This is a genomic window from Actinomadura rugatobispora, assembly GCF_042656285.1.
In the GTDB taxonomy this organism is placed as follows: Bacteria; Actinomycetota; Actinomycetes; order Streptosporangiales; family Streptosporangiaceae; genus Spirillospora; species Spirillospora rugatobispora.
The window spans coordinates 49,893-73,856 of sequence record NZ_JBHSON010000054.1; the positions used below are offsets into that span (position 1 = coordinate 49,893).

Below are 23,964 nucleotides of genomic sequence, written 5' to 3' on the forward strand. Positions count from 1 at the left end.
CCCTTCTTCGGCGGGCGTCGCGTGCGATTGCTGCATCGCTCCGACTCGCCTGGCGGCTCGCTGCGCGATCAGGTTCTCGCAGGCTCGAACCTGGCTTCGCTCGCAATCGCAACGGTTGAGCGTCGTAGGGGTGTCCTACGGTGATCGGCCATGGATGATCAAGTGGGCGAGGACGTTCTGATCCTGCCGGAGGCGCTGCGCGACGCACTGCACCCGCGGCGCGGCGGCGCCGCGGGGGCGCCCGTGCGCGTCGAGGACGGCTCGGCCGACTGGATCGCGCGCGGGGTCGAGCGCAGGCGCGAGCGGATCGAGGAGGTCCTCGCCCACTCCGAGACCGATCCGGGACTCGCCGAACGGGCTCGCCGCCACCTCGGCGGGGAGCCCGACCCGCAGGGCGCGGCGGTCGTCGCCGCGATCGTGTGCGGGCCGCCGCGGCAGGACCGCGCCGAGGCCGAGCGGCGGTTCGCGCACGGCTGGGCGGAGGAGCACGGCCTGGCCTTCGCCGCCCGCGCGCTCGCGGAGCTGGCCGACCTGGTGATGTACCTGCGGCTGGGGGTTCGGCCCGGCGGGACCGGCCCGCCGGACGCCGGGGCGCTGCGCGACGTCCGCGCGCTCCTGGCGGCCTGCGGCGACGAGGAGTACGCCGCCGCCGAGGAGCTCCTCGCGGGTGCGCGCCGGGCGGCCGGGCAGCGCGTGGTCGCCTCCTACCTCGTCCCGACGCGGCGCGACTGGGTGGACGAGTGCTGCGCTTCGCCGCCCGCGCACGGCTGGCGGTGGATGCTGCTGGCCTCGCTGAGCACGGCCCGCCACGCCAAGCTGCTTGGCCTCTGGCTCTCCCTGACCTACCGGGACTGCTGGGAGGGCCTGTTCGTCACGATGGCCGAGGGCATGGGCTCGGCGGCCGTGCCCGCGCTCGCGGCCGCGCTGGACCCTCATGGCGACATGCCGCCCGCCGGTCACCCCGAGGTCCTGGCCGCCCTCGGCGTGCTGCCGCTGGACGAGGCGTTCGCCGCCATGGCCGGCCGCATCGAGTCGCAGCACGCCCAGCAGGCGCTGCTCACGGCGATGGAGCGTTTCCCGGCGCGGGCCGTCCGCGTGCTGGCGCCGGTGACGGCGGGCGGCACCCGGGCGGCGGCGCTGGCCACCGAGATGCTCAAGGCGCACCTGCGGCTGCACCCCGGGCTCGCCGTGCCCGCCGCGGCCAGGGAGATCGCGGCGTCGGTGGCACGCGTCCCGGACGCCCCGGCCGCGGAGGTGCCCGCGCTGCTCGCCGAGCCGCCCTGGGCCCGCGACCGCGCGCCGATCGTCCTCAAGGGCCTGGCGCCGCCCGCCGAAGGGTCGCTGCGCTGGGAGCCGGGCGAACGGGAGGCGTGGGCGGACGTGCCGGACGGCCTGATCGAGCCCCTGGACCCCCACGCCGACCTCGAGGTCATGGCCCGCAAGTTCGGTACGGGCAAGCTGAACCGGCAGAAGCGGCTCAGCCTGGTCGCCGAAGGCCCCGATGACCTGGTGCGCCCGCTCCTGGAGGGCTGGGACCCGGGCACCCCGCTCGCCTTCCGCGGCGACTGGTGGCGGCCCCTCGTCGCCCGGCACGGCCTGGCGATGAGACCGCCCCTGGTCAAGTGCGCGCTGCACGTCCCGGCCTCGCAGGACACGATGCTGCTGCCGTTCCTGGACGCCGAGGTGGCGGCGCTCATGGCCGGATGGCTCGGCAAGACCAAGACGAAGCGGCACGCGCTCGCCTGGTTCGGGCGGCACGGCCTGGACGCCGTCCCGTTCCTGGTGCCCGCCGCCCTCGGCAAGCCGGTCCGCCCCCGCCGCGACGCCGAGGCCGCCCTGCGCGCGCTGGCCGGGGAGCACGGCGACGCCGCCGTCGTGGACGCCGCCCGCGCGCACGGCGCCGAGGCCGCCGACGCCATCGCCGCGACGCTGGCGGCCGACGCGCTGGAGGTCCGCGCCGCCAGACTGCCCGCGATCGGAGACTGGGCGGACCCGGCCGCGCTGCCCCAGATCCTGCTGCCCGGACGGCGCGCGGCGCTGCCCGCCGCCGCGACCCGCACCCTGATGACGATGCTCGCGCTGTCCAAGCCCGGCGACGTCTACCCCGGCGTCGCGCGGGCCGCCGCGGAATGCGACCCGGCGTCACTGGCCGGGTTCGCCTGGTCGCTGTTCGAACGCTGGCAGATGGCCGGAGCGCCGTCCGCCGACGCCTGGGCGCTGACCGCCCTCGGCCCGCTCGGCGACGACGGGACGGTGCGCCGCCTCACCCCGCTCGTGCGCGCCTGGCCGGGGGAGTCCGGCCACGCGCGGGCGGTCAGGGGGCTGGACGTGCTGGCGGAGATCGGCACCGAGACCGCGCTCGTCCACCTGCACGGCATCGCCGAGCGGGTGCGGTACCGCGGCCTCCGCGACCGGGCCCGGGAGAAGATCGCGGAGATCGCCGGGCGGCTCGGGCTCACGGCCGAGCAGCTGGGCGACCGGCTCGTCCCGGACCTCGGCCTGGACGACGCGGGCGCCCTCGTCCTCGACTACGGCCCGCGCCGCTTCACCGTCGGCTTCGACGAGGCTCTGACGCCGTACGTCACGGGCGAGGACGGCAAACGCCGCAAGGCCCTGCCCAAACCCGCCAAGAGCGACGACCCGGACCTCGCGCCCGAGGCGTACCGCAGGTTCGCCCAGTTGAAGAAGGACGCGCGCGCCGTCGCGTCCGACCAGGTCCTGCGGCTGGAGCGGGCCATGGTCACCGGGCGGCGCTGGACCCCGGCCGAGTTCCGGACCTACTTCACCGGCCACCCCCTGGTCCGGCACATCGCGCGGCGGCTGGTGTGGACCGCCGAGCACGGCGGCCGCGCGACCGCGTTCCGCGTCGCCGAGGACAGCACCCTCGCCGACGTGGCCGACGACGCCTTCACCCTTCCGGAGACCGCCCTCGTGGGGATCCCGCACCCGCTGGAGCTGGGCGAGGCGGTGAAGGCGTGGTCGGACGTCTTCGCCGACTACGAGATCCTCCAGCCCTTCCCCCAGCTCGCCAGGCCGGTCGCGGCACTGACCGAGGAGGAACGGACCGGCGGGCGGCTGGCCCGCTTCGAGGGGGCCACGGTGCCCTCCGGCGCCGTACGCGGCCTGGAACGGCGCGGCTGGCTGCTGCCCAGGGACTCCGACGGCATCCAGTACGAGATCTCCCGCCCGCTCGCCGCCGGCCTGTCCGTCGAGATCGTCCTGGACACCGGGCTCTACGCCGGGAGCGGCGGCGAGGAGGACGATCAGGTCCTGGAGCGCGTCACGGTCGAGGGCGATCCGGCGGCGCTGGACGACCCGTCCCTCGCCGTGCCCGTCTCGGAGGCGCTGGCCGATCTGGGACGGCTCACCGGCACGGGCTGAGCGGGCCCGTGCTGAGGCCCGTGCGCGTTCAGGGTCGGGGAGATGGGAGGATTGACCCCATGCTGCGCTGGTTGACCGCGGGGGAGTCCCATGGCCAGGCCCTGACCGCGATTGTGGAGGGCCTGCCGGCCGGCGTGCGCGTGACCTCGGGCGACATCGCCGAGGCCCTGCGCCGCCGCCGGCTCGGGCATGGGCGGGGCGCCCGGATGAAGTTCGAGCAGGACAAGGTCACGATCGTCGGCGGGGTGCGCCACGGCGTGACGCTCGGCGGGCCCGTCGCGATCGAGGTCGGCAACAGCGAGTGGCCCAAGTGGGAGACGGTCATGTCGGCCGACCCCGTCGACGCCGACGTGCTCGAGGCCCAAGCCCGCAACGCGCCGCTCACCCAGCCGCGTCCCGGCCACGCCGACCTGGTCGGCATCCAGAAGTACGGCTTCGACGACGCCCGGCCCGTCCTGGAGCGGGCCAGCGCCCGCGAGACCGCCGCCCGCGTCGCCCTCGGCGAGGTCGCCCGGCAGTTCCTGCGGCAGGCCCTCGGCGTGGAGATCCTCAGCCACGTGCTCGCGCTCGGCGAGGTCACCGCCCCCGAGGGGACGCTGCCCGAGCCGTCCGACCTGGCCGCCGTCGACGCCGACCCGGTGCGCTGCTTCGACCCCGCCGCCGCGGCCGCGATGGTCGCGCACGTCGACGAGGTCAAGAAGGCCGGCGACACCCTCGGCGGCGTCGTCGAGGTGCTCGCCTACGGCCTGCCGCCCGGCCTCGGCAGCCACGTGCACTGGGACCGGCGGCTCGACTCCCGGCTGGCCGGCGCCCTCATGGGCATCCAGGCGATCAAGGGCGTGGAGCTGGGCGACGGCTTCACCACCGCGCGCCGCCGCGGCTCGGCCGCGCACGACGAGATCGACAACACCCCCGACGGGATCCGCCGCCGCACCAACCGGGCGGGCGGCGTCGAGGGCGGCATGACCACCGGCGAGGTGCTGCGGGTGCGCGCCGGGATGAAGCCGATCTCCACGGTGCCGCGCCGGCTCGACACGGTCGACGTGCGCACCGGCGAGCCCGCCAAGGCCATCAACCAGCGCAGCGACGTGACCGCCGTCCCCGCCGCCGGGGTGGTGGCCGAGGCCATGGTGGCGCTGGTGCTCGCCGACGCCGCCCTGGAGAAGTTCGGCGGCGACTCGGCCGAGGAGACCGCCCGCAACCTGCGCGGGTACCTCTCCTCCCTGGCCGTCAAGTAGGGAAGGCGCGACTTCAGGTGGAGACCATGGTGCGACCCAAGGCGGTCCTGATCGGGCCGCCCGGCTCGGGCAAGACGACGGTCGGCACGGTGCTGGCCGAACGGCTCGGCGTTCCGCTGCGCGACACCGACGCCGACACCGAGGCGGCCGCCGGCAAGCCGATCGGCGAGATCTTCATCGACGACGGCGAGGAGCGGTTCCGCGAGCTGGAGCGGGCGGCCGTGCGCGCCGCGCTCGCCGGGCACGAGGGCGTGCTGGCGCTCGGCGGCGGCGCCGTCCTGGCCCCTGAGACGCAGGAGCTGCTGGCCGGGCACACGGTGGTCTACCTGCGGGTGGGGCTGTCGGAGGCGGTCAAGCGGGTCGGCCTGGCCTCGGCCCGGCCGCTGCTGGTCCTCAACCCGCGCAGCCAGCTGCGCAAACTGCTGGAGGAGCGCCTCCCGATCTACGAGCGGCTCGGCACGCTGCACGTCGACACCGACGGCCGCACCCCCGAGGAGATCGTCGGCGAGATCCTCAAGGAGCTGGGATGAGCGTCCGCCGGATCCGGGTCGGCGGCGCCGACCCCTACGACGTGGTGATCGGCGCGGGCGTGCTCGGCGAGCTGCCCGGCCTGCTCGGAGGCGGCGTCCGCACGGTCGCGCTCGTCCATGACCGGGGGCTGGCGGAGATCGCCCGCCCGGTCGGCGCCGTCCTGGAGGAGGCGGGCTACCGGGTGCACGCGCTGCCGGTGCCCGAGGGCGAGGCGGCCAAGGAGGTCGGCGTGCTCGCCGGGCTGTGGTCGGAGTTCGCCCGGCTCGGCATGACCCGGTCCGACGCGATCGTGGGCGTCGGCGGCGGCGCCACCACCGACCTGGCCGGTTTCGCCGCCGCGTCGTGGCTGCGCGGCGTGCGGGCCGTCCTGGTGCCGACCACGCTGCTGGGCATGGTCGACGCCGCCGTGGGCGGCAAGACCGGGATCAACATCCCCGAGGGCAAGAACCTCGTCGGCGCCTTCCACCCCCCGGCCGGGGTGCTGTGCGACCTGACCACGCTGGTGACGATGCCCCGCGAGGACTACATCAGCGGGCTGGCCGAGATCATCAAGGCCGGGTTCATCGCCGACCCGGCCATCCTCGACCTGGTCGAGGACGACCCCGAGGGCGCCGCGTCCCCGTCCGGCCCGCACACCCTCGAACTCGTCGAACGCGCCGTCCGGGTCAAGGCCGAGGTCGTCACCGCCGACCTCAAGGAGGCCGGGCTCCGGGAGATCCTCAACTACGGCCACACCCTGGCGCACGCCATCGAGACGGCCGAGGACTACCGGTTCCGGCACGGCCACGCCGTCGCGATCGGCATGGTCTACGCCGCCGAGCTGGCCGCGCTCGCCGGCCGCCTGCCCGCCGACGCGGTCGACCGGCACCGCGCGGTGCTGACCGCCACCGGGCTGCCGGTCTCCTACGGCGCCGAGGCCTGGCCCGCGCTCCGTGCCACCATGACCATCGACAAGAAGTCGCGCGGCTCCACGCTGCGCTTCGTGGTCCTCGACGGCCTGGCGAAGCCGGGCCGCCTGGAGGGCCCGCCCGAGGAGCTCCTCGAGGCCGCGTACAAGAAGGTGGCCCGATGAACCGCGTGCTGGTGCTGAACGGGCCCAACCTGCGCCGGCTGGGCACGCGCGAGCCGGACGTCTACGGCTCGGAGTCGTTCGAGGACCTCACCGCGCTGTGCCGCGAGACCGGCCGCCGCCTCGACCTGCAGGTCGAGGTGCGGCAGACCGACGACGAGGCGGAGATGATCCGCTGGGTGCACGAGGCGGCCGACGAGCGGCTGCCGATGGTGCTCAACCCGGCGGCGTTCACCCACTACTCCTACGCGCTGCGCGACGCCCTGGCCCAGCTGCGGGCGCCGCTGGTGGAGGTGCACATCTCCAACCCGGCCGCGCGCGAGGAGTTCCGGCACACCTCCGTGGTCGCCGGAGTGGCCACCGGCACGATCGCCGGCTTCGGCCTCATGTCCTACGTCCTGGCCCTCCAGGCCGTGGCCGAGCTCCTGGCCGAACCCGCCGCCCGAGCCTGACCGCGCCCCGCCAGGGCGCCCGGCGGGTGGAGGTCAGGTGTCGGCGGCCTCGGCGGCGGCGCGGGCCATCTCCTTGAGTTCGGCCACCACGTTGTCGAGCGGGGTCACGTCGCGGTGCGCCCGGCACAGGATGGTGGCGCCCTCCACCGCGGACACGATGAGCGTGGCGAGGCGTTCGGCGCGCGCGTCCGGGACGCCCGCGTTGCCGAGCCCGGTGGCGAGGGTGTCCTGCCAGCGGCCGAACGCGGCGGAGGTGGCGGCGGCCAGCTGCGGCGCGTCCTCGTGCGACTCGACCGTGACCGCCACGATGGGGCAGCCGGCCCGGAACTCGCTCTTGATCAGCACCTGCCGCCACCAGCCCACGAACGCGTCCACCGCCGAGGCGGCGTCGCCGCCCTCCACGGCCGCCTGGATCCCGGCGTTGAGGAAGTCCCCGGTGTAGCGCACCGCCTCCTCGGCCAGCTGCACCTTGCCGCCGGGGAAGTGGTGGTAGATCGAGCCGCGGGGGGCGCCGCTGTGCGCGATGACGTCGCGGAACCCGGTGCCGCTGTAGCCGCGCTCGCGGAAGAGGAAGGCGGCGCTGCGCACCATGCGTTCCCGGCTGTCGGTCCCCATGGCCCGATTATGACATTCATCATATGGCTCTTGCGTTCGGCATGACGATGGTCATAGAAAAGCAGGGATATGACGGACGTCATACCTAGGGCGGGCTGCCCGGCGATGGAACGGAGCGCGGCGATGGGGAACGGCGGGACGACGGCGGGACTGGAGCAGCTCAGGGCGGCGCTGGAACACGGAGCCGCCGCCGGCACCGGGATCGGGGCGCTGCTCGGCATGGAGGCGGAGAAGCTGGAGCCGGGCCTGGTGGTCTTCGCCATGGAGCCCCGGGCCGACTTCGCCAACCCGCTCGGCACGGTGCACGGCGGCGTCCTGTCCACGCTGCTGGATTCGGCGATGAGCTGCGCGGTGCACACCTCGCTGCCGGAGGGCGCGGGCTACACGACCCTGGAGCTCAAGGTCAACTTCGTCCGCGCGGTGCCGGTCGAGGGCGGGCGGCTGACGTGCGAGGGCCGTACGGTGCACATGGGCCGCCGGGTGGCGACCTGCGAGGGGCGGATCACCGACGCGGCCGGGCGGCTGATGGCGCACGGCACCGCGACCTGCATGGTCCTCCCGGCCGTTACCGGCGAGTAGGGTTCGGTCGACCACTCACGAAGGAGACCTGGCGTGATCGACCTGCAGCGCGACGGCGACGTGTTCGTCCTGCGCTACGACGACGGTGAGAACCGCTTCGGCCCCGGCTTCCTGGACGCGGTCGGGGACGCCCTCGACTCCGTGGAGAAGGCCGGCTCGCCGGGCGCCCTGGTGACCGCGGGCACCGGCAAGTTCTACTCCAACGGCCTGGACCTGGACTGGCTGGGCGCCAACGGCGACCGCTTCGAGGAGTACCTCGGCCGGGTGCACGCGCTGTACGCGCGCCTGCTGGACTTCCCGATGCCGACCGTCGCGGCCGTCAACGGCCACGCCTTCGCCGGCGGCGCGATGCTCGTCCTCGCCCACGACCTGGCCGTGATGCGCACCGACCGCGGCTTCCTCTGCCTGCCCGAGGTGGATCTGGGGATGAGCTTCACGCCGGGGATGTCCGCGCTGATCCAGGCCCGGCTGACCCCCGCGGTCGCGCACGAGGCCATGGTCACCGGACGCCGGTACACCGCCGAGCAGGCGCTGGCCGCCGGGATGGTGGCGCGCACCGCCGACGAGGCCGGCGTGCTCCCCGCCGCGGTGGAGCTGGCCGCCTCGCTGGCGGGAAAGGACGGTGCGGTGGTGCGCCGGATCCGCACGGGCATGTACGGTCCGGCTCTGGCCGCGTTGCGGGGGCCCGCACTGGGCTGACCCCGGGTGCGGGGCCGGGCGGCGGACTAGGTTACGTTCAACTGGAATCAGGTTCGGTTTCGAGGAAGGGATGCCGGATGCGCATCGGGATGGCCCTCAACTACGCGGGCGGCTTCAAGGAGACCGTCGAGGAGCTGGCCGACTTCGAGAAGGCCGGCCTCGACATCGTCTTCGTGGCCGAGGCCTACAGCTTCGACGCGGTGAGCCAGATGGGCTTCATCGCCGCCAGGACCGAACGGCTGGAGATCGCCTCCGGCATCCTGCCGATCTACTCGCGCACCCCCACCCTGCTGGCGATGACCGCCGCCGGGCTGGACTTCGTCTCCGAGGGCCGCTTCACCCTCGGCATCGGCGCGTCCGGACCCCAGGTGATCGAGGGCTTCCACGGCGTGCCGTACAACGCCCCGCTCGGCCGCACCCGCGAGATCATCGACATCTGCCGCAAGGTCTGGCGGCGCGAGCGCCTCCAGCACGAGGGCAAGCACTACAGCCTGCCGCTGCCCGAGGGCCAGGGCACCGGACTGGGCAAGCCGCTCAAGATCATCAACCACCCGGTGCGGCCCGACATCCCGATCCTGGTCGCCGCCATCGGCCCCAAGAACGTCGAGCTCACCGCCGAGATCGCCAACGGCTGGGAGCCGATCTTCTACGTCCCGGAGAAGGCCGGCGAGGTGTGGGGCGCGTCCCTGGAGGCGGGCCGGTCCAGGCGCGACCCCGCGCTGGGCGAGCTGGACATCGTCGGCCAGGCCCCGCTGGCCATCGGCGACGACGTGAAGGGCTTCCTGGAGTTCGGCCGCCCGATGGCCGCGCTCTACATCGGCGGCATGGGCGCCAAGGGCAAGAACTTCTACAACGACCTGTGCCGCCGGTACGGCTGGGAGAAGGAGGCCGAGGAGATCCAGGACCTCTACCTGGACGGCAAGAAGGACGAGGCCGCCGCCAAGGTCCCGCAGGAACTCCTGGAGAAGATGTCGCTCATCGGCCCCGAGAGCCACATCCGCGAGCGGCTCGCCGCGCTCAAGGAGTCCGGCGTCACCACGCTGAACGTCACCCCGATCGCCGGCGACCACAAGAGCCGCCTCGCGCTGATCGAGAAGATCAAGGAACTGGCCGCCGAGGTGTGACCCGCCGCCCGCCCGGGCCGGGCGGCCCTGCGGCCTCCGGCCCGCCCGGGTGAACTAGAGTTCGGCCATGACCGACCAGCATCGACGCCGCCGGGAGGCCCTGGCCGAGCGGATCGCCCCCGACGCGGACGCGGTCCTCATCACCCGGCTCGTCAACGTCCGGTACCTGACCGGGCTGGAGAGCTCCAACGCCGCGCTGCTGGTCGGCGCCGGCGGCGAGGCCGTGCTGTGCACCGACGCCCGCTACGCCGGCACCGCCCGCCGCGTCTGCCCCGACCTGGAGCTGGTCGTCGAGCGGCCGACCGCCGAGACCCTGACCTCCCGCGCCGGCGAGACGGGCGTGCGGCGGCTCGCGTTCGAGGCGCACGCCGTCACCGTGGAGAAGCACGCCGCCCTGACCGCCCTCGACGGCGCCCCCGAGTTCGTCCCCGCCGGCCACCGGGTCGAGGAGCTGCGCCTGGTCAAGGACGAGGACGAGCTGGCGCTGCTGCGCGAGGCCTGCGCCATCTCCGACCGCGCCTTCGCCGCCCTCCTCCCCGGGCTGGCCCCCGGCATGACCGAGCGCCAGGCCGCCATCGCCCTGGACCGCCACATGGTCGACCTCGGCGCCCAGCGCCCCGCCTTCGACACCATCGTCGCCTCCGGGCCCAACGGCGCCATCCCGCACCACCGTCCCGGCGACCGCGTCCTGGCCCGCGGCGACCTGGTCACCTTCGACTTCGGCGCCCTGCACGGCGGCTACCACGCCGACATGACCCGCACCGTCGCGCTGGGCGAGCCCGCCGGCTGGCAGCGCGACCTCTACGACCTGGTGCTGCGCGCCCAGCTGGCCGGGATCGCGGCGGCCGCGCCCGGCGCCGAGACCAAGGCGGTCGACGGCGCCGCCCGGAAGGTGATCGCCGACGCCGGGCACGGCGAGGACTTCCCGCACGGCCTCGGGCACGGCGTCGGCCTGGAGATCCACGAGGCTCCGCTCATGGGGTACGACAAGACCGGTAAGCTGATGGATCGAGTTCCGATCACCGCCGAGCCCGGGGTCTACCTCGCGGGCCGGGGCGGGGTCCGCATCGAGGACACACTGGTCGTCCGGGGCAGCGGGCCGGAGCTCCTCACCGAGACGACCAAGGACCTGCTCGTCCTCTGAAGACGGGGCGCGGGCGGGCCCTGGCCCAGGGCGAGCACGAGCACGAGCGGAAAGAACGACCGAGGCGGGCGGGTCCCGCCGGGAGAGGACGCTGTGGCCACGACGAACGACCTCAAGAACGGCATGACGCTGAACCTGGACGGCCAGCTGTGGACCGTCCAGGAGTTCCAGCACGTCAAGCCCGGTAAGGGCGGCGCGTTCGTCCGCACCAAGCTGAAGAACATCCTGTCCGGCAAGGTCGTCGACAAGACCTTCAACGCCGGCACCAAGGTCGAGGTGGCCAGCGTCGACAAGCGGGAGATGCAGTACCTCTACCGCGAGGGCGAGGACTTCGTCTTCATGGACACCGAGACCTACGACCAGCCGCACATCCCCGGCGGGGTCGTCGGCAACGCCGCGGACTACCTGCTCCCCGAGCAGAACGCGGTGATCGCGTTCAACGACGACAACCCGCTGTACGTCGAGCTGCCCGCCGCCGTCGTGCTGGAGGTCACCGAGACCGAGCCGGGCCTGCAGGGCGACCGCTCCACCGGCGGCACCAAGCCGGCCACGCTGGAGACCGGCGCGCAGATCAACGTGCCGCTGTTCATCACCACCGGCGAGAAGGTCAAGGTCGACACCCGATCCGGCGATTACCTCGGCCGCGGCTGACCGCCGGGCACGAGCGGACGGGAGCAGATGAGCGCACGAAGCAAGGCCCGCAGGCTGGCCCTGGACATCCTGTTCGCCGCCGAGCTCCGCGAGGAGGAGCCGACGGCGGTGCTGGCCCAGCGCGGCCGGCCCAACCAGGACGAGCTGTCGGCCCACGGGCACGCGGTCCGGCTGGTCGAGGGCGTCCAGGAGCACCGCGACCGGATCGACGAGCTGCTCGCCACCTACTCCACCGGCTGGACCCTCGACCGGATGCCGGTGGTCGACCGCAACATCCTGCGGATGGGCGCCTTCGAGCTGCTGTGGGTCGAGGACGTCCCGGACGGCGTCGCGGTGAGCGAGGCGGTCGCGCTGGCCACCGACCTGTCCACCGACGACTCCCCCCGGTTCGTCAACGGCCTGCTGTCCCGGCTGCAGCAGCTCAAACCCTCCCTCTCCCTGGAGAGCTGACCACTGGCGAGGGCGGATGATGAGGGCGACAGGGCAATGAAGAGGGCTGAGGAGCACGACGCCAGGGGAATGGGCGTGGCCGCCCGACCGGGACGACGCCCCTGGGGCGGCGGCCGGGTGCGCAACGCCGTCCTGTGGGACGCGCTGCGCAAGGTGCTCGACCGCCTCGACCCCGGCGCGGGCCCCCGCGACGTCGTCGACGTCGGCGGCGGCACCGGCGGTTTCGCGGTGCCGCTGGCCGAGCTGGGGCACCGGGTCACCGTGGTCGACTCCAGCCTGGACGCGCTGGCCGCCCTGGAGCGCCGCGCCGACGAGGCGGGCGTCACGGTACGGGCCGTGCAGGGCGACGCCGTCGACCTGCCCGACCTGGTCGGCACGGACGCCGCCGACCTGGTGCTGTGCCACAGCGTGCTGGAGTACGTCGAGGACCCGGCGGCGGTGATGGCCGCGCTGACCGGCACCGTCCGCCACGGCGGCTCGGTCAGCGTGCTGGTCGCGGGCCAGATCGCCGCGGCCCTGCACCGCGCGGTGGCCGGCCACTTCGACGACGCGCGGCGGGCGCTGACCGACCCGTCCGGCCACTGGGGCGAGCACGACCGCATCCCGCGCCGGTTCACCCGCCAGTCGCTGTCGGCGCTGGTGGAGAACGCCGGGCTGCGGGTCGGCGCGCTGCAGGGCGTGCGGATCTTCGCCGATCTGGTGCCCAACGGGCTGCTGGACGCCGAGCAGGACGCCGCCGAGTCGCTGATCGCCCTGGAGGCCGTGGCCGCCGTCCACCCGGTCCTGCGTGAACTCGCCACCCAACTCCACGTAGTAGCGGACCGCGTTTAAATGCGGCGCCCCTGCCCCGGCTCAGCCACCGGTGACCTCGACCGTTGCGATTGCGAGCGAAGCCAGGTTCGAGCTTGCGAGAACCTGATCGCGCAGCGAGCCGCAAGGCGAGTCGGAGCGATGCAGCAATCGCACGCGGCGCCGCCGAAGGAGGGCCTCCCAGGCCCGACGCCAAGGCGCCGCAATGAGTAGGAAGCAGCAACTGCATCGTCCTGGGCCGGTGCCTGGGCCGCCGGGCGATGATTCCGGGTGCCCGATCCTGCACGTCGACATGGACGCCTTCTTCGTCAGCGTCGAGCTGCTGGAGCGTCCCGAGCTGGTCGGCCGTCCGGTGATCGTCGGCGGGGTGGGGGCGCGCGGGGTGGTGTCGGCGGCCTCCTACGAGGCCCGCGAGTACGGCGTGCACTCGGCGATGCCGATGACCCGGGCGCGGCGGCTGTGCCCCCAGGCGGTGGTGCTGCCGCCCCGGCACGAGCGCTACTCGGCGGTGTCGGCCGCCGTGTTCGAGATCTTCCGCAGCCTCACCCCGCTGGTGGAGCCGCTGTCGCTGGACGAGGCGTTCCTGGACGTGGCCGGGGCGCGGCGCCGCCTGGGCCGTCCCGCCGAGGTGGCGCGGATGGTCCGCGAGCAGGTCCGCGAGCAGCAGGGCATCACGTGCTCGGTGGGCGTGGCGTCCACCAAGTTCGTCGCCAAGCTGGCCTCCACCCGGTGCAAGCCCGACGGGCTGCTGGTGGTGCCCGCGGACGGGATCGAGGAGTTCCTCCACCCGCTGCCCGTGGCCGCGCTGTGGGGCGTCGGGGAGCGCACTGAGGAGGCGCTGACGCGCCTGGGCCTGCGGACGGTGGGGCAGCTCGCCCAGGTGTCCCTGGCGACGCTCCAGCGGGAGCTGGGCAACGCGCTGGGGAACCATCTGCACGAGCTGTCGTGGGGCCGCGACCCGCGCGCCGTGGTGCCGCACACGCCCGACAAGAGCATCGGCGCCGAGGAGACCTTCGACACCGACATCGACGACCCGGAGATCATCCGCCGGGAGCTGCTGCGGCTGGCCGAGAGGGTCGGCGCCCGGCTGCGCGCCAGTGGGAACGCCGGACGCACCGTGAGCGTCAAACTGAGAATGGCGAACTTCAAGACGATCACGCGGGCGCGCACGCTGCGCGAGCCCACCGATCTCGCCCGTGTGATCTATGTCACAGCCTGCGAGCTCTACGAGGCCGCCGGTCTGGAGCGGGTACGACTCCGGTTGGTGGGTGTCCGGGTGGAGAATCTGGGCCCCTCCGATCAGGCCCCCCGCCAGCTGGCCTTCGACGAACCGGAAACCGGCTGGAGAGAGGCCGAGCGCGCGATGGACCAGGTCGCGCACCGGTTCGGCAGCGGAGCCGTCCGGCCGGCCGCACTGGTCCGGCGCGCGCACGGCGGTGACGCAGGTGACGACCGGGACGTACGGGAATGACGGTGGACGCAGAGATGACCCGCAAGTGGTGCTCGCTTGGCCGTTCGCTTTCGTCCCCTCGTTCCGCCTCGTATTCTGGGCATATCACCGTTGAGGTTCTCGTCCTGCATCGGATACCCCGTCGCGGGGCTGTCGTTGGGAGGCGCCGTGCCGCTCTCTGAGCACGAGCAACGCATGCTCGACCAGATCGAGCAGGCGTTGTACGCCGAGGATCCGAAGTTCGCTCATGCGGTCCGCTCGACCAACCCCCAGGTGCATTACAAGCGCCGGATCGTCAAGGCCGCCCTCGGGTTCGTGGTGGGCGTGTCCACGTTGATGACCGGGCTCGTCATGAACGCGGGCACGGTCACCATCGCAGTGAGCGTGACCGGATTCCTGCTCATGGTCGTTTGTTGTGTCTGGGCGTTGACCAGCTGGAAGCGCATGACCGGGGTGGGCGCCGAGGCGGCCGCGTCCGGCACGGGCGATCCCGCCGGCGGCGGCAGCGGGGGAGGGGGCGGGGGCGGTGGCCGCCCGGCCCGCCGCCGCGACAAGTCGTCCAAGCCCGGATTCATGGACCGGATGGAAGAGCGCTGGCGCCGCCGCACCGAGGGCGAGTGACCGCTGCCCGGCACGGCGAGCGCCACCGGCGCCGCCGGCCGGGCGATCACCGTCGGCCGTGAGGGCTCCGCTCTCCGCAGGCGACGCCGCGCCCTGATGCGCTCCGGGCTCTGATCGGCCCGGCCCCGATGCCGCATGCGACCTCGCGCCGCATGCGGCTCACGCGTTTCCGTCCGGCGACCGCCGGGGCGTTGATCTTCCGGCGCGACCCGCGGGCCCGGTGAGGGGCGAGCGCGGGGCGATCAGCCGCGGCGGCGGGTGCGGATGAGCGTGGAGATCCGGTCGGCGAGGCCGTCCAGCCGGGCGGTCACGCGGTCGAACCGCGAGGTCGCCTCCAGGGCGCGGCTGCCCGCCGACCGGAAAGCGGCCATGCTGGACGGCGGCAGGTAGCGCGCCCGCAGCCGGGCCTTGCGGCCCACGGCCGCCGCGAACGCCTCCCGCACCGTCTTCAGATCGGCCCGCAGCGTCTCGGCCGGGGCCTGCGCGCGCGTCCGCGAGTAGCGGGCCAGCTCCTCGGCCCGCGCGATCCGGCCCAGCGCGCCCGCGCTCTCGGCGTCCAGCTCCAGCAGCTCGCCCAGCCGCCGCGCGGCGGCGCGCGGGGTGTCGCTGGCCCGCCAGGTCAGCCCGTGGTCCAGGGCGTCGGCCCGCATCTCCTCCCAGGCCGCGTGCGCGGCGTCCACCGGGTCGGCGGGCAGCGGCCCGGCCTCCACCGGGCCGGCCGGCAGCGGACCGCCCTCGCTCCGGCGGGTGCCGACGCCGAGGCCGTCCGGCGCCTTCTCGCGCGGGACGATCGCCGCCCAGCGCCGCCGCCGGGCCAGCAGCCGCGCGGTCACCGGCGCCGCCAGGATCATCAGCACCAGCAGCGCCGCCGCCAGCCAGCCGGTCGGCACGCCGCCGCCGTCCTCCTCCTCGGCGGGCGCCCCGGCCGGGCCCTGGTCCTGCGGCAGCCTGCGCTCGGTCGCCTCCGGCCCGGCGCTCTGCTGCGCGGTCGGCGACTCCTCCGGGCTCGGCGCCTCCTGCTCCTCCTGCGCCGCGCCGTCCCCGCCGGTCGCCGGGTCGGTGTACGCGGGCGTGCTCGCCGTGCCCTGCCCGGCCGCCCCCACCGGGGTCGGCTCGAACCGCACCCAGCCCGTCCCGGGGAAGTACAGCTCCGGCCAGGCGTGCGCGTCGCGCGACCGCACCACCCACTGGCCCGGCTCGGTCTGCGTGCCCGCGGTGTAGCCCATCGCCACCCGCGCCGGGATGCCCAGGATCCTGGCCAGCAGCGCCATCGCCGCGGCGTACTGCTCGCAGTAGCCGCGCTTGCTGCGCTCCAGGAAGTCGACCAGGTCGTTGCCGTGCTGCGGCGGGGGAGCGCTCAGGTCGTACTGGAACCCGCCGTCGGTGGTGAACCACCGCTGCAGCCGGACGGCCTGGTCGTGCGCGGTGGTGGCGCCCTCGGTGACGTTCTGCGCCAGCTGCCGGATCTGCGGCGGGATGCTCTTGGGGACCCGGGTGTAGGGGGTGACGATCTCGCTGGGGTAGGTCCGCCCGCCGGCCAGCTGCTCGGCCGTCGGCTCGGCCCGGGTGCTGGTGACCTCGTACGAGCGCCCGCTCGCCGAGTCGCGCAGCGAGTAGATCATCAGCGAGGCGGGGTCCACCCGCCAGTCGCCCTCGATCGACAGCCGGGACGGCGCGTACGGCACCGGCAGGAACGTCATGTTCCGGACCCGCCGCTGCACCCGCACGGACGTCTTCACCTGGCTGGTGGAGGCCTCGCTCAGCCCCGGCGGGGCGGGCAGCGGCCCCTCGGTGACCCGGTCGCGGGCGGTGCTCTCCAGCGCGCTGTAGGTCCAGCGGTCGCCCTCGAACCGGTCGAGGGCGTACAGCCGCAGGTAGTCGGGGCTCTCGTCGTCGGTGCGGTAGGTCAGCACCACCGAGTCGTCCTGCCTGGTCAGCTCGCGTTTCAGACTGACGAGGGGGTCGGGTGTGGTCACCGTCTGGGTGCCGCCGCCCCGGCCGCCGCCCGCGCCCATCCCGAACATGCCGTGCGGCCGGATCCCCGGCACGGCCAGTGGGAGCAGCACCGCGATCGCCACGGCGGCCGTCCCGATCCGGCGCCCGCTGGCGGCCAGCGCGCTGGAGTCGGGCCGCTCCCGGCGCCCGCCCCGGGACTCCTTGCCCGCGCCCGCGTCCAGGCCGCCGGGCGCGCCGGCCAGCGGCACCTCCTCGGTCCAGCGCCGGGTCAGCACCACCCGGCCCCAGCCCACGACGTGCTCGCGGGAGTCGGCCACCAGCAGCGCCAGGTAGCCCATGGCGCCGATCCCGAACGCCACGAAGTTGATGCTCTCCTCGCGCACCGCGGCGGGCACGCTGTACATCGCCAGCAGCGGCAGCCCCGCCGGGGCGACCCGCCGCAGCCGCGCGGCCAGCAGGTCGACGGCGACCGCCACCAGCCCGATCCCGGCCGTGGCCAGCAGCGCGATCCCCGGCACCAGCGGGACCGGCGCGGCGTACTGGTTGGCGGCCTCCCAGCCCTCGCCGAACAGGTCGCCCAGCCGCCCCAGCGACGACGGCGTCGGGACGAACCCCAGCCACGCCTCGCCCGCGGCGAACCGCACGGTCAGGTAGACGTGCAGCGCGGCCAGCCCGCCCAGGGCGCTGAGGAACGCGGGCGCGCGGAACCGCCGCACCAGCAGCCCGCCCGCCACCACCGAGAGCACCGCGCCGAACCCCGACCAGAACCAGGGGCCGCTGGAGAACAGCGGGTACAGGCCCACCGACCCGGCGAGCGTGGCCAGCGCGGCCATGATCGTCATCCGGATGTTCACCGTGCCGCCGTCCTCCCGGTCGCGGACCAGGCCGCGGGCAGGTCGAGCGCGGACTCCACCACGGCCACCTGCCAGCCGCCCGCGCGCAGCAGCCGCGCCGTGCCCTCCGCGGAGGCGCCGAGCGCGTCGCGGACGGGGCGGCCGCCCTCGGCCGCGTCCGCCCAGGGGTCCTCCCACGCGTCCGCCGCGGCGCCGTCGGGGCCGCCGTCCTCGGCCGGAAGGGCGCCGGCGGGACGGGGCGCGTCGACGATGACCGCGATGTGGGCCGCGGTGCCGCGCCGGGCCGCCGCCACCCGCTGCGCCTCCTCCGCACTCAGCGCGCCGAACACCGCGACGACCAGGCCGTCGCCGTCCCGGCCCTGGGCGGCCCCGCCGCCCAGCGCGGCCAGGCCCGGCGTCAGCGAGCGCCCCCGGGACGTCCGGACCGTCGCGAGCGTGTCCAGCAGCGCCGCCTCGAACGACCCCTCGGACGACACCGCCCGCGGCAGCGTCTCGCCCCGGTCGGTCACCAGCCGCAGCGCCATCCCGCCCCGCGCCAGGTGCACCCCGACCGACGCGGCCACCGAGACCGCCTGCTCGAACGCCGACGCCGGGCCCTCACCCCAGTACGCCGCCCGCCGCGTGTCGAGGAAGAGCGCGCCGCTGCTCTGCCAGTGCTGCTCCTCGCGCCGCACCATCAGCTCGCCGTGCCGGGCCGTGGACCGCCAGTGCACCCGCCGCAGGTCGTCGCCGTGCCGGTACTCGCGCGGCGCCACGTCGTCCTCGCCCGCCGCCGCGGCCGTCCGGGCGAGGCTGTCGCCGCCCCCGGCCCAGGCGCCGCCGGGCCGCGCGTCCGGCAGCGGCACCAGCGCGGGTGTCACGGTCAGCCCGTCCGACAGGCTGAACGAGCGGACCAGCTCCACCATCCCGAACGGGTCGGCCAGCCGCACGGTCAGCGGCCCCACCCGGAACCGCCCCCGCACGTCCGACCGGATCCGGTAGCTGAGCTCCCGCGACCCCTGCGGCTCGATCCGGTCGAGCACGAACCGGGCCCGCCCGCCCAGCGTGAACGGGACCTGGTCCTCCACCATCAGCAGCCCGCTGGGCAGCCGCGACACGTTCTCCAGCCGCAGGTCGACCCGGGACTCACGGCCGACCGGGAGGCGCGCCGGGTCGAGCCGCCGCGCGCAGGCCAGCCGGTAGCGGGTGCGCGAGACCGCCAGCGTGCACAGCAGCGGCAGGACCACCACCAGCACCCCGGCCCGCAGCAGATCGCGCTCGCCGAGCACGAACGCGCACACGATCGCGGTGGTCCCCGCGGCGACGAACGACCGCCCCCTGGTGGTGAGGCCGGCCAGCGCTCTCCTCAAGGGTCACGTCCTGGGCGCGGGCACCGGCAGCCGGTTGACCAGCTCGGCCACCACGTGCTCGGGCCGCCGCCGGTCGACCTGCGCCTCCGCCGTCGGCAGCAGCCGGTGCGCCAGCACCGGCACCGCCAGCTCCTGCACGTCGTCGGGCAGCACGTAGTCGCGCTCGTCGAGCGCCGCGAACGCGCGGGCCGCCCGCACCAGGTGCAGCGTCGCCCGCGGCGAGGCGCCCAGCCGCAGGTCGGGGTGGCTGCGGGTGGCGGTGACCAGGTCGATGGCGTACTGCCGGACCGGCGCCGCCACATGCTGGCGCCGCACGACCTCGATCAGCTCCCGCACGTCGCCGGCGTGCGCCACCGGGCGCAGCCGGTCCAGCGGCGAGGACTGCCCGTGCACGTCCAGCATCTCCAGCTCGGCGGCCGGGTCGGGGTAGCCCATCGAGATGCGGGCGGTGAACCGGTCGCGCTGGGCCTCGGGCAGCGGGTAGGTGCCCTCCATCTCCACCGGGTTCTGCGTGGAGATCACCATGAACGGGCGCTCCAGCGGGTAGGTGGTGCCGTCGACGGTGACCTGCCGCTCCTCCATGCACTCCAGCAGCGCCGACTGCGTCTTGGGGGAGGCGCGGTTGATCTCGTCGCCGACCACGATGTTGGCGAAGACCGGGCCCGGCTTGAACTCGAACTCGCGCAGCTCCTGGTTGTAGGCGCTGACGCCGGTGATGTCGCTGGGCAGCAGGTCGGGGGTGAACTGGACGCGGCGCACCGAGCAGTCGATCGACCGGGCCAGCGCCTTGGCCAGCATCGTCTTGCCCACCCCGGGCACGTCCTCGATGAGCAGATGCCCCTCGGCCAGCAGGACCGTCAGCGCGAGCCGCACCGCCGAGGGCTTGCCCTCGATCACCGACTCCACCGCGTTCCGGATCTTGCCGGCGACCTGGGCGAGGCCCTCCAGCCCGGGCCCGTCGGGGCCGGAGCCGCCGCGGCCGGGGGCGGCGCCGGAGCCGCCGTGGCGGGCGCGGTCCGGGGATACGGCGGAGTCGGTCTCCATGTACGACTCACCGTGCGTGCCTACTGCCACCAGCAACCCTCCTCAGCCGAACGGCCGCTCGTTCCCGTCGCCGGCCCCGCCGCGGGCCGCCGGTGCGCCAGGGGCCTCCGGCCTCCCCGCGGGAGCGGGACCTCCTCAGCGACCCGGTACGGCATGGCCCTGCGTCCTGGTTCACGCGCCCCGGTCAATGTGCCTGTCCCTATGACAGTGCTCCCAACGATGACAGTGCTCCCCACGAGAGTGCCTGTCCCCATGACAGTACGTCGTCGGGCCGCGCTGTCGCGATGTTCATGTCGATCGTGAGCCATTGTGCTCCACCCGGATGACCATCACAGCCCCGCCGGCCGCTCCATTTCGCTCCACCCCGGCCCGCTCCCGCCCCGTGCGTTCCGCGCGACGGTACGCGGCCGGCGCCCGCCGGCCTCTGACCGTTCCTTGACAGGGCGTCGGAGGGCGGCCCGGCGGAAGGTGGTAAGGAGCGGGGCGCGCGGGGCGCCCCCCGCGCGCCCCACTCCGCACCACCCCCTCTGACCTGCAGGTTTCCGGCGCGTTACGGCGCGCGAGAGATGTTTTCGTAGTTGACGGTGGGGAAGAGTGGAGTAGAGTGGGGCGCCGTGGGGGGCGTTAGCGCTCCACACGGTGCGGGAGGTGGGGGCCGTTGTTTCTTGGCACCCATGGCCCGCGCCTCGACGACAAGGGACGACTGTTCCTGCCGGCGAAGTATCGCGAGGAGCTGTCGGGGGGATTGGTGATCACGAAGGGCCAGGAACGCTGCCTGTACGTCTTCCCCATGGCAGAGTTCCAGCGCATCACCGAGGCGCTTCGTACGGCGCCGGTCACCGAGAAGGCCGTCCGGGCCTACAGCCGGGTGTTCTTCGCCAGCGCCTCCGACGAGGTCCCCGACAAACAGGGACGCGTCACCATCCCGCCGCCGTTGCGCACATACGCGGGCCTGACCCGCGACTGCACCGTCATCGGGGCCAACACGCGCCTGGAGATCTGGGACACCGCGGCCTGGGAGGCCTACCTCGAGCAGGAGGAAGAGGCCTTCGCCGATGTCTCGGAGGAGGTGTTGCCCGGGATCCTGTGAACTTTCACTCGTCGGTCCGATGACCGGCACTGGCCCACGTTCGGCCAGGTCTCCAGCCGCTCTCCGGCCAGCTGGCGCAGCTTCCCCGGCGCCAGACGGCGACCCCCCGCGGTGACGCGGTGATCTTCCTCACGGGCAGCGGATGGGGACCTGGCCGGGCGAGGCCCGCCGGGGGGCACCTTTCGATCGGGGCTCGGCCGAGCCTTGCCGATCGCGTCCGTGCCCTGGGGGCTTCCGGCCCGACGATGCCACGCAGTCCGCGAGCGTAGTGGCAGCACAAGGGGGTGTGAGCATGGACGTGGGGGACCACGCTGCCGAGGCCGGTCACGTACCGGTCATGCTCGGTCGCGTTCTGGAACTGCTCGCGCCCGCGGTGCAGGTCACCGGCCGCGCGCCCGTCTACCTCGACGCCACCCTCGGCCTGGGCGGCCACGCCGAGGCCATGCTGGAGGCCCATCCCGGCCTGCGCCTGGTGGGCCTCGACCGCGATCCCACCGCCCTGGAGCGCTCCGCCCGCAGGCTGGCGCGCTTCGGCGACCGGGTGCGGCTCGAGCACGCCGTCTACGACGAGCTGCCCGCCGTGCTCGACCGGATCGGGCTGCCGGGCGTCGACGCGGCCCTGTTCGACCTCGGGGTCTCCTCGCCCCAGCTGGACGAGGCGGAGCGCGGCTTCGCCTATTCCTACGACGCCCCGCTGGACATGCGGATGGACCGCACCCAGAGCCTGACGGCGGCCGAGGTGGTCAACACCTACCCGCCCGCCGAGCTGGCCCGCATCCTGCGCGAGTACGGGGAGGAGCGGTTCGCCCAGCGGATCGCCGCCGCGATCGTCCGCGAGCGCGCGAAGGAGCCGCTGGAGTCGACCCGGCGGCTGGCCGACCTGGTGCGCACCTCGATCCCCGCCGCCACCCGCCGCACCGGCGGCAACCCGGCCAAGCGCACCTTCCAGGCGCTGCGCATCGAAGTGAACGGGGAACTGGACATCTGGCGGCGGGCGCTGCCCGCCGCGCTCGGCGCGCTGCCGGTCGGCGGCCGGATCGTGGTGCTGTCCTACCACTCCCTGGAAGACCGCATCACCAAGCGGGTCCTCGCCGCCGAGGCGGCCGACACCACCCCGCCGGGGCTGCCCGTCCCGCTGCCCGAGCACCGGCCGCGTTTCCGGCTGCTCACCCGCGGCGCCGAGCTGCCCTCCGGCGAGGAGACCACGACCAACCCACGGGCCGGATCGGTGCGGCTGCGCGCCGCCGAGCGGCTCCGGGAGGCGACATGACGACCACGACCAGGCGCCCGCCGGGCGCCACGCCACCGGCCCCGGGCCGGGCCCGCCGCGACCGCGGGGGCCGCACGCGCCCCGCCGAGGGGGCCGAGGGCGCGCAGCGTCCCGGTACCACGACGGCGCCCGAACCGCAGGCCCCGGGCCGTGGCAGACCCGGGGGGCGGGGGCCGAAGGCGGCCAAGGCCCCGGCGAAGGCTCCGGCGAAGGGCCCGTCCAAGAGCCCGTCCAAGGGGACGACCGAGGGCCGGTCCGGGGGGTCGGCCGACGCCGCGGTGAAGGCGGCGAGCACGGTCGCGTCCAGGACGAAGGCGCCGGCCAAGGGCGGGGCGCGGGCCGAGACCGCGGCCAGGGCCGAGCCCGAGCGGCGCGCCGCACGGCCGGCCGCGCCGCCGCGCACCCCGTTCGTGCTGCTGATCTGCGGGCTCATGGGCGGTGCCCTGGTGAGCCTGCTGCTGCTCAACACCGTGCTCGCCGAGGACGCCTTCACGCTGACCCGCCTCCAGCAGAGCAACAAGCTGCTCGGCCAGCAGCAGGAGGCGCTCCAGGAGGAGATCGCCCGCGAGGGGTCGCCGGAGCGCCTCGCGCAGAAGGCCGAGGCGCTGGGCATGCAGCGGCCGACGCGGCTGGCGTTCATCGACGGCGACACCGGGCAGCCGATCGGCGGCACGGTGCGTCCGGTGCCGCACGCCTCCGCGGCGGTCGCGGGCGCGGCCGGGGTCGTCGGGATCCCGGGCGCCCTGGTGCCCGGCGACGGCCTGCCCGCGATGAGCACCGAGCCCGTCCGCCCGCACGGCACCGCCGGCGCGAACGGCGGCGCGAACGGCGGCGCGAACGGCGGCACGAACGGCGGCGCGGGCGCGCCGCGGACGACGACGGGCACGGCGCCCGGCGCTACGGCGGGCGAGCGCGCCGGCACGGGAACGGGGGCCGGTACGCCGTGATCGGCGGCCGGACCGGGACGGAGCGGGGGACAGGGTGACGGCGGGGCCGGGACGCGGGGCGGGACAGCCGCCCGGCCGTGGGCGCGGCGCCAAGGGACGGCCGTCCCGGGGCCAGGGGGGCGACGACGACTCCGGCGACGGCAGGAGCGGCCCGGGCGCGGCGCGCGCGTCCGGGCGCAGGACGGGCGATCCGCCGCGGTCGCCGAGCGGCTCCGGCCCCCGGAGGCCGGCCCGCAAGGGTGCTGCCGCGTCCGGGGGCGGGAAGGCCGCGGGGGACAAGAAGAGCGCCCAGGCCAGGCGGCGTTCCGACGAGAAGGCGCCCGTCCGCGGCTCGGGCGGGAAGGGCGCGGGCGCGAAGAGCGCCGCGGGCAAGACTCCCGCGAGCAAGACGACCGCGAGCAAGACCCCGGCGGGCAAGACCCCGGCGGGCAAGACTCCCGCGGGCAAGACCTCCGCGAGCAAGACCTCCAAGACTTCGGCGGGCAGAACGGGCAGAGGCGCCACCGGCGCGGCCAAGGCCCCGGGCGGGCCGAAGCCGGGCCGGGCCGACCGCCCGCCCGGCCGCGCGGCGCTCGCCGACCCGGGGCCGCCCGCCCCGCGCCGCACCCGCGCGGACGGCCCGAAGCGCCCGAAACGGCCC

The 23,964-nt window shown here is 74.9% G+C and carries 21 protein-coding genes and 1 pseudogene; 18 read left to right on the top strand and 4 right to left on the bottom strand.

The window, feature by feature from the left end:
- The first annotated feature begins 150 nt into the window (after nt 1–150).
- From ACFPZN_RS33235 to aroQ, 5 genes are read left to right on the top strand one after another with little or no spacing between them, the layout of a single operon-like run.
- Nucleotides 151–3,381, top strand: a complete 3,231-nt coding sequence (locus ACFPZN_RS33235) for a DUF4132 domain-containing protein (protein WP_378286257.1) — start codon at nt 151–153, stop codon at nt 3,379–3,381.
- A 59-nt stretch (nt 3,382–3,440) separates the two neighbouring features.
- On the top strand, nt 3,441–4,619 hold the full coding sequence (aroC, locus tag ACFPZN_RS33240) for a chorismate synthase (RefSeq protein WP_378286258.1): 1,179 nt from the start codon (nt 3,441–3,443) through the stop codon (nt 4,617–4,619).
- Between the two features lie 26 nt (nt 4,620–4,645).
- The gene (locus ACFPZN_RS33245; protein WP_378286259.1) at nt 4,646–5,149 is read left to right on the top strand and encodes a shikimate kinase; all 504 of its coding nucleotides are present in this window, start codon (nt 4,646–4,648) and stop codon (nt 5,147–5,149) included.
- Nucleotides 5,146–6,222: a 3-dehydroquinate synthase gene (gene aroB, locus ACFPZN_RS33250; protein ID WP_378286260.1), complete on the top strand. Its 1,077-nt coding sequence runs from the start codon at nt 5,146–5,148 to the stop codon at nt 6,220–6,222. Before ACFPZN_RS33245 ends, aroB begins: the two co-directional genes overlap by 4 nt.
- Nucleotides 6,219–6,671, top strand: coding sequence for a type II 3-dehydroquinate dehydratase (aroQ, locus tag ACFPZN_RS33255; protein ID WP_378286262.1), 453 nt, complete (start codon nt 6,219–6,221; stop codon nt 6,669–6,671). Before aroB ends, aroQ begins: the two co-directional genes overlap by 4 nt.
- A 33-nt stretch (nt 6,672–6,704) precedes the next feature.
- On the opposite strand, the gene ACFPZN_RS33260 is transcribed toward aroQ, so the two are convergent.
- The gene (locus ACFPZN_RS33260; protein WP_378286263.1) at nt 6,705–7,286 is read right to left on the bottom strand and encodes a TetR/AcrR family transcriptional regulator; all 582 of its coding nucleotides are present in this window, start codon (nt 7,284–7,286) and stop codon (nt 6,705–6,707) included.
- Between the two features lie 123 nt (nt 7,287–7,409).
- Between ACFPZN_RS33260 and ACFPZN_RS33265 the strand changes: the two genes are divergently transcribed.
- From ACFPZN_RS33265 to ACFPZN_RS33305, 9 genes are all read left to right on the top strand, one after another.
- On the top strand, nt 7,410–7,865 hold the full coding sequence (locus ACFPZN_RS33265) for a PaaI family thioesterase (RefSeq protein WP_378286264.1): 456 nt from the start codon (nt 7,410–7,412) through the stop codon (nt 7,863–7,865).
- A gap of 33 nt (nt 7,866–7,898) precedes the next feature.
- Nucleotides 7,899–8,564 (top strand): enoyl-CoA hydratase-related protein, encoded by a 666-nt coding sequence (locus ACFPZN_RS33270; RefSeq protein WP_378286265.1) that lies wholly within the window; start codon nt 7,899–7,901, stop codon nt 8,562–8,564.
- A 77-nt stretch (nt 8,565–8,641) separates the two neighbouring features.
- On the top strand, nt 8,642–9,688 hold the full coding sequence (locus tag ACFPZN_RS33275) for an LLM class F420-dependent oxidoreductase (RefSeq protein ID WP_378286266.1): 1,047 nt from the start codon (nt 8,642–8,644) through the stop codon (nt 9,686–9,688).
- Nucleotides 9,689–9,755: 67 nt separating this feature from the next.
- A complete protein-coding gene (locus tag ACFPZN_RS33280) occupies nt 9,756–10,832 on the top strand; it encodes a M24 family metallopeptidase (protein WP_378286267.1) in 1,077 nt (358 codons plus the stop codon).
- A gap of 93 nt (nt 10,833–10,925) precedes the next feature.
- Entirely contained in the window at nt 10,926–11,483 is a 558-nt protein-coding gene (efp, locus tag ACFPZN_RS33285) for an elongation factor P (RefSeq protein WP_378286268.1), read from the top strand.
- 27 nt (nt 11,484–11,510) lie between these two features.
- Nucleotides 11,511–11,933, top strand: coding sequence for a transcription antitermination factor NusB (nusB, locus tag ACFPZN_RS33290; protein ID WP_378286269.1), 423 nt, complete (start codon nt 11,511–11,513; stop codon nt 11,931–11,933).
- 69 nt (nt 11,934–12,002) lie between these two features.
- The gene (locus ACFPZN_RS33295; RefSeq protein ID WP_378286282.1) at nt 12,003–12,764 is read left to right on the top strand and encodes a methyltransferase domain-containing protein; all 762 of its coding nucleotides are present in this window, start codon (nt 12,003–12,005) and stop codon (nt 12,762–12,764) included.
- Between the two features lie 184 nt (nt 12,765–12,948).
- Nucleotides 12,949–14,214: a DNA polymerase IV gene (locus tag ACFPZN_RS33300; RefSeq protein ID WP_378286270.1), complete on the top strand. Its 1,266-nt coding sequence runs from the start codon at nt 12,949–12,951 to the stop codon at nt 14,212–14,214.
- A 147-nt stretch (nt 14,215–14,361) separates the two neighbouring features.
- Nucleotides 14,362–14,814, top strand: coding sequence for a DUF3040 domain-containing protein (locus tag ACFPZN_RS33305; RefSeq protein WP_378286271.1), 453 nt, complete (start codon nt 14,362–14,364; stop codon nt 14,812–14,814).
- 242 nt (nt 14,815–15,056) lie between these two features.
- Here the strand turns inward: ACFPZN_RS33305 and ACFPZN_RS33310 are convergent, their stop codons facing one another.
- The 3 genes from ACFPZN_RS33310 to ACFPZN_RS33320 are packed head-to-tail and all read right to left on the bottom strand — an operon-like array spanning nt 15,057 to nt 20,047.
- Entirely contained in the window at nt 15,057–17,624 is a 2,568-nt protein-coding gene (locus ACFPZN_RS33310; RefSeq protein WP_378286273.1) for a transglutaminase TgpA family protein, read from the bottom strand.
- Nucleotides 17,621–18,973, bottom strand: a complete 1,353-nt coding sequence (locus ACFPZN_RS33315; RefSeq protein ID WP_378286274.1) for a DUF58 domain-containing protein — start codon at nt 18,971–18,973, stop codon at nt 17,621–17,623. The genes ACFPZN_RS33310 and ACFPZN_RS33315 overlap by 4 nt, the downstream gene beginning before the upstream one ends.
- Before the next feature lie 3 nt (nt 18,974–18,976).
- On the bottom strand, nt 18,977–20,047 hold the full coding sequence (locus tag ACFPZN_RS33320) for an AAA family ATPase (protein WP_378286275.1): 1,071 nt from the start codon (nt 20,045–20,047) through the stop codon (nt 18,977–18,979).
- Nucleotides 20,048–20,675: 628 nt separating this feature from the next.
- On the opposite strand from ACFPZN_RS33320, the gene mraZ reads away from it, so the two are divergent.
- The 4 genes and pseudogenes from mraZ to ACFPZN_RS33340 all read left to right on the top strand — a co-directional run.
- On the top strand, nt 20,676–21,107 hold the full coding sequence (gene mraZ / locus ACFPZN_RS33325; protein WP_378286276.1) for a division/cell wall cluster transcriptional repressor MraZ: 432 nt from the start codon (nt 20,676–20,678) through the stop codon (nt 21,105–21,107).
- Between the two features lie 292 nt (nt 21,108–21,399).
- Nucleotides 21,400–22,377, top strand: coding sequence for a 16S rRNA (cytosine(1402)-N(4))-methyltransferase RsmH (rsmH, locus tag ACFPZN_RS33330; RefSeq protein WP_378286277.1), 978 nt, complete (start codon nt 21,400–21,402; stop codon nt 22,375–22,377).
- Nucleotides 22,374–23,324 carry a cell division protein FtsL gene (ftsL, locus tag ACFPZN_RS33335; protein WP_378286278.1) on the top strand — a complete coding sequence of 317 codons (951 nt, stop codon included), beginning with the start codon at nt 22,374–22,376 and terminating at the stop codon, nt 23,322–23,324. The genes rsmH and ftsL overlap by 4 nt, the downstream gene beginning before the upstream one ends.
- A 34-nt stretch (nt 23,325–23,358) precedes the next feature.
- Nucleotides 23,359–23,964 (top strand): annotated as a pseudogene (locus tag ACFPZN_RS33340) (hypothetical protein); the annotation flags it as partial.

Coding starts and splice junctions, on each gene's coding strand:
- ACFPZN_RS33295 (WP_378286282.1), top strand. CDS start 12,003: ATGGGCGTGGCCGCCCGACCGGGACGACGCCCCTGGGGCGGCGGCCGG.
- aroC (WP_378286258.1), top strand. CDS start 3,441: ATGCTGCGCTGGTTGACCGCGGGGGAGTCCCATGGCCAGGCCCTGACC.
- ftsL (WP_378286278.1), top strand. CDS start 22,374: ATGACGACCACGACCAGGCGCCCGCCGGGCGCCACGCCACCGGCCCCG.
- ACFPZN_RS33245 (WP_378286259.1), top strand. CDS start 4,646: ATGGTGCGACCCAAGGCGGTCCTGATCGGGCCGCCCGGCTCGGGCAAG.
- nusB (WP_378286269.1), top strand. CDS start 11,511: ATGAGCGCACGAAGCAAGGCCCGCAGGCTGGCCCTGGACATCCTGTTC.
- ACFPZN_RS33300 (WP_378286270.1), top strand. CDS start 12,949: ATGAGTAGGAAGCAGCAACTGCATCGTCCTGGGCCGGTGCCTGGGCCG.
- ACFPZN_RS33280 (WP_378286267.1), top strand. CDS start 9,756: ATGACCGACCAGCATCGACGCCGCCGGGAGGCCCTGGCCGAGCGGATC.
- aroB (WP_378286260.1), top strand. CDS start 5,146: ATGAGCGTCCGCCGGATCCGGGTCGGCGGCGCCGACCCCTACGACGTG.
- ACFPZN_RS33265 (WP_378286264.1), top strand. CDS start 7,410: ATGGGGAACGGCGGGACGACGGCGGGACTGGAGCAGCTCAGGGCGGCG.
- ACFPZN_RS33235 (WP_378286257.1), top strand. CDS start 151: ATGGATGATCAAGTGGGCGAGGACGTTCTGATCCTGCCGGAGGCGCTG.
- aroQ (WP_378286262.1), top strand. CDS start 6,219: ATGAACCGCGTGCTGGTGCTGAACGGGCCCAACCTGCGCCGGCTGGGC.
- ACFPZN_RS33275 (WP_378286266.1), top strand. CDS start 8,642: ATGCGCATCGGGATGGCCCTCAACTACGCGGGCGGCTTCAAGGAGACC.
- ACFPZN_RS33260 (WP_378286263.1), bottom strand. CDS start 7,286: ATGGGGACCGACAGCCGGGAACGCATGGTGCGCAGCGCCGCCTTCCTC.
- rsmH (WP_378286277.1), top strand. CDS start 21,400: ATGGACGTGGGGGACCACGCTGCCGAGGCCGGTCACGTACCGGTCATG.